This window comes from Enterococcus sp. 3H8_DIV0648 (assembly GCF_002140655.1).
In the GTDB taxonomy this organism is placed as follows: domain Bacteria; phylum Bacillota; class Bacilli; order Lactobacillales; family Enterococcaceae; genus Enterococcus_A; species Enterococcus_A hulanensis.
Genome location: NZ_NGLG01000001.1, coordinates 2761750 through 2765091 on the forward strand (window position 1 = coordinate 2761750; position 3342 = coordinate 2765091).

The window sequence follows — 3342 nt, forward strand, 5'->3', positions numbered from 1 at the left end:
TTCCAAAAAAAGACCAATAAATTTAATGCCAAAATGTAATAAAAAACACGTTCAGATTTATTCATCAAAACAAAAAGCGGAAATGCTTTTATAAATAGAAGAATCAGAACCACGTTTTCCAGAAATTTAAGGAGTCGATTCGTGCAAATCGACTCCTTTCTTACTGTTTCGGCAACGCAAAAAGACACCCTCCGAATGGAAAGTGTCTGCTGATAAATATCAAACTATATTTGTATACATTTTCCTTTATTTCTTGCTCAGTTCTCCATAGAACCACAGATCATTTACGAATATCTCGTCATCAACAATCTTTTCCCGATAGCACATTTCACGCATGGCTGTTTCAATACCCCGCTCTTTGCAAAATGAATACTCCTGATCTACCTTGGTCCAAAATTGCTCTGGACCTGTTCGATTCCAAAATCGATCGTAGTAGTCCTCATCATAAAAAATGATAATTTGCGAATTCCAATAATAAGGAACGGAGATAACCGCGACAACTTTACAAAAAGGCAACTCAGCTGGTTTTTGGCAAATGAATCTTTCAGTCGTATTTAGCCATGCCCTGCAAAATTCTGTCTTTATTTTTCCTTTTGTTTTTGGATGTTCAATAAACGGATCACTCGGCACATGAAAATGCTCATACTGGTCATCGATTTCAAGAAATGGCGTGAATTCATTAATATAGCTAAGCAGCGTTTTTAATTTGCGGCTTTGCCCGCGTTGTTTTTTTCTGTCCAATCCTAATCTCCCTATATAGTTTTACATTAGTATATCAGGAACTTCGGTAACCTACTATTCACAATTAAACCGCGATTTGCTAAGTAAATTTTTAAAAAAAGTGCAACTCAGCTCCTCCTAAGTGCAACAAAGAAAAACTCGGTAGAAAACCCTTTTCCAATCGCCTATGATGACCTTAAAGGTAAAACAAAAACGACATGGAGGAGAACAAAATGAAAAAATCAATCAAAAAGAAAATCATCATCGGGGTAAGTATTTTGTTAGGAATTATCGTAATTGGCGGCATCGGGGCCAGCTACTATTTTGGAAAGTTGGTAACAGAAGGCTTGTTCCACCAAAACGATGGAAATGATACAAAGAAGAATAGTTTGCTGCAGCTGAAGGAATGGGGCTATGATTTGGAGCAATTTAATGCGAAATACTCTGGCGAGACCTTTCACTTGGAGGCTGAGGATGGCAATACATTTCCAGTGACCTCTTACAGCACAGATGGCAACAAAGCGAAAGATACCGCGATTTTGATTCATGGTGCGGGCGGCGATAACGTTTTTCTTTCTCCTTTGGCAGAGATTTATTTGGAAAATGGCTGGAACGTGCTGACCTTCGATCTGCGCGGACATGGTGATAACGAAGATCCTTTGGTTACTTTTGGCTACCTAGAGCGAATGGACGTACGTGCGATCGTCGATTATGCAGAAAAAGTAAATTCGGATAAGCAAATTATCGTTCACGGTCAATCAATAGGCGGCGCGACTGCTGGCATGTATGCAGCGACTGAACACGCAGCCAAGCATGTGGATGCTGTAATTATGGATTCGCCCGTTTATAGTATGGAGGAAATGTTTGCCGGCGTTTGGCAAGATACCGAAGACATTCCTTTCCCTTATGCTGTCACTTGCGGGAACTTATATATGAAGCTAAACTACGGCTTTACCTTTAAAGATGTTGAAATCACCGAACAACAAAAATATAATGAAATCAAAACACTCGTTATCAAGAGCGAGCAAGATGACGTATGCCTGCCAGAAAAGGTTGAGACCTTATATGAGAATGTTGCAGCAGAGGATAAGGAACTCGTTTCCATCGATACCGAGCACATTAAAGGCATGCTGGACCAGAAAGAAGAATACACAGCAGCCGTTATGCAATTTCTAGCAAAATAACTGATTGAATTGGAGCTGAACTATGCGGATCAAATTATTTCAAGAGGACGCTCTTGAAGAAGACCGAACAGAAATTTATTATCGTGAAATGACCGAGCAAATTGAGAAAGTCTGCCAATTGCTGGAGGGTTCCGTCCCCCAGCTTTTTGGACTAGAGGATGGCGAGCAGATCCTTCTGTCGCTGGAAGAAATCTTTTATATTGATACCGTCGATAAAAAGACCTTCGCTTACTTAAAAGAGCACGTTTACCAAATCCAAGGAAGTCTAACCTTTCTTGAATCTGCTTTGTCCAAACATGGTTTTTGCCGCATCAGTAAAGCCAATATCGTCAACATTCAGCACATAAAGAAAGTAAAATCCGAAGCCAATATGCGGCTGAAAGTAGTTTTGAATAATCAGGAGGAACTAGTCATCAGCCGCTATTATCGCAAGATCTTTCAAAACTATTTAAAGAAAGTACGAGGTATTTTACATGACTAAAAGTCGTTTAAAAGAAATGCTGTCAGTGATCTGTATCAGCTATACGATCATCTCCCTCGGAACGACCTTATTCGATCGCTTGTTTTACGATGGCCGTGACGATTTCTCCAGCCTGCTGTTCAAATTCATCTGTACCACCATTGCAGTGAGCATCTTGTACACCCATCCGCTGCTGGAACGCCTGTCACCCTTAGCGATGATCGTACTGCAATATGTCGGGGCGATGCTGCTGGTATTTTTGACCATTTGGATTAGCAGCTTTTTTGAAAAATTACACGCGAACAGCTACATCGGCGCCTTCCGCTCCTTTACGATTATCTACATAATTGGCGCGATCGCCTACTATGTCGGCCTGCATCTTGATGTCCGCAAACAAAATCGATTACTAGAAGAAATTCAGTCGAGTCAGAATAAGTTGCTTTAATGGAAGGGAATCACGAGTTGTACTTAAATAGAAAAGTTGCGTATACACCTAAATTTTGATTTTAGTGTATACGCAACTTTTTTGTATTAGCTTGTTTATCAACAAATCCAACGTTCTTGTAGTTTTATCTATTCAATTCTCTATATTTTAACTTGGGAATTAAACAGTAAAAACATATATCAAAGCGAAGAATATCATTGAATTAACCCTGCTGATTTTACTTTTAAATAATTTACCAAACCCAGTAGTGGGGAACAATTCCGAAAAAAAGACACTCTCCAAATGGAAAGTGTCTTCGATTTTCTGTATAAACGAATTAACGTTTTGAGAATTGTGATGCTTTACGTGCTTTCTTAAGACCTGGTTCGACCGATCTGAACTTGAATAAGTTTCAAAATACTTTAATATCATGGCGTAATGGTCTAAAAAATGCGAGTCGAAACAATTTATTCAAAAAGGAGCTTTTCTAATTTACTATGAATTTGTCTCAAACTAGCTTTTCCGACTTTTCCATGAGGAGCTTCTTTTAGTGT

At 39.1% G+C, this 3342-nt stretch carries 4 protein-coding genes; 3 read left to right on the forward strand and 1 reads right to left on the reverse strand.

Translation table 11 applies throughout. From position 1 onward, the window contains the following. Positions 1–246 precede the first annotated feature (246 nt). Positions 247–741: a DUF3916 domain-containing protein gene (locus A5875_RS12720; protein WP_176244671.1), complete on the reverse strand. Its 495-nt coding sequence runs from the start codon at positions 739–741 to the stop codon at positions 247–249. A 212-nt stretch (positions 742–953) separates the two neighbouring features. On the opposite strand from A5875_RS12720, the gene A5875_RS12725 reads away from it, so the two are divergent. From A5875_RS12725 to A5875_RS12735, 3 genes are read left to right on the forward strand one after another with little or no spacing between them, the layout of a single operon-like run. Next, positions 954–1904 (forward strand): alpha/beta hydrolase, encoded by a 951-nt coding sequence (locus A5875_RS12725; protein WP_176244672.1) that lies wholly within the window; start codon positions 954–956, stop codon positions 1902–1904. Between the two features lie 22 nt (positions 1905–1926). Further along, positions 1927–2385: a LytTR family DNA-binding domain-containing protein gene (locus tag A5875_RS12730; protein WP_088933949.1), complete on the forward strand. Its 459-nt coding sequence runs from the start codon at positions 1927–1929 to the stop codon at positions 2383–2385. Beyond that, positions 2378–2809, forward strand: coding sequence for a DUF6608 family protein (locus A5875_RS12735; protein WP_088933950.1), 432 nt, complete (start codon positions 2378–2380; stop codon positions 2807–2809). Before A5875_RS12730 ends, A5875_RS12735 begins: the two co-directional genes overlap by 8 nt. Positions 2810–3342 lie beyond the last annotated feature (533 nt).

What these genes read in the sequence shown, in the direction of transcription:
- A5875_RS12725 (WP_176244672.1), top strand. Translation starts at nt 954, where the DNA reads ATGAAAAAATCAATCAAAAAGAAAATCATCATCGGGGTAAGTATTTTG.
- A5875_RS12730 (WP_088933949.1), top strand. Translation starts at nt 1,927, where the DNA reads ATGCGGATCAAATTATTTCAAGAGGACGCTCTTGAAGAAGACCGAACA.
- A5875_RS12735 (WP_088933950.1), top strand. Translation starts at nt 2,378, where the DNA reads ATGACTAAAAGTCGTTTAAAAGAAATGCTGTCAGTGATCTGTATCAGC.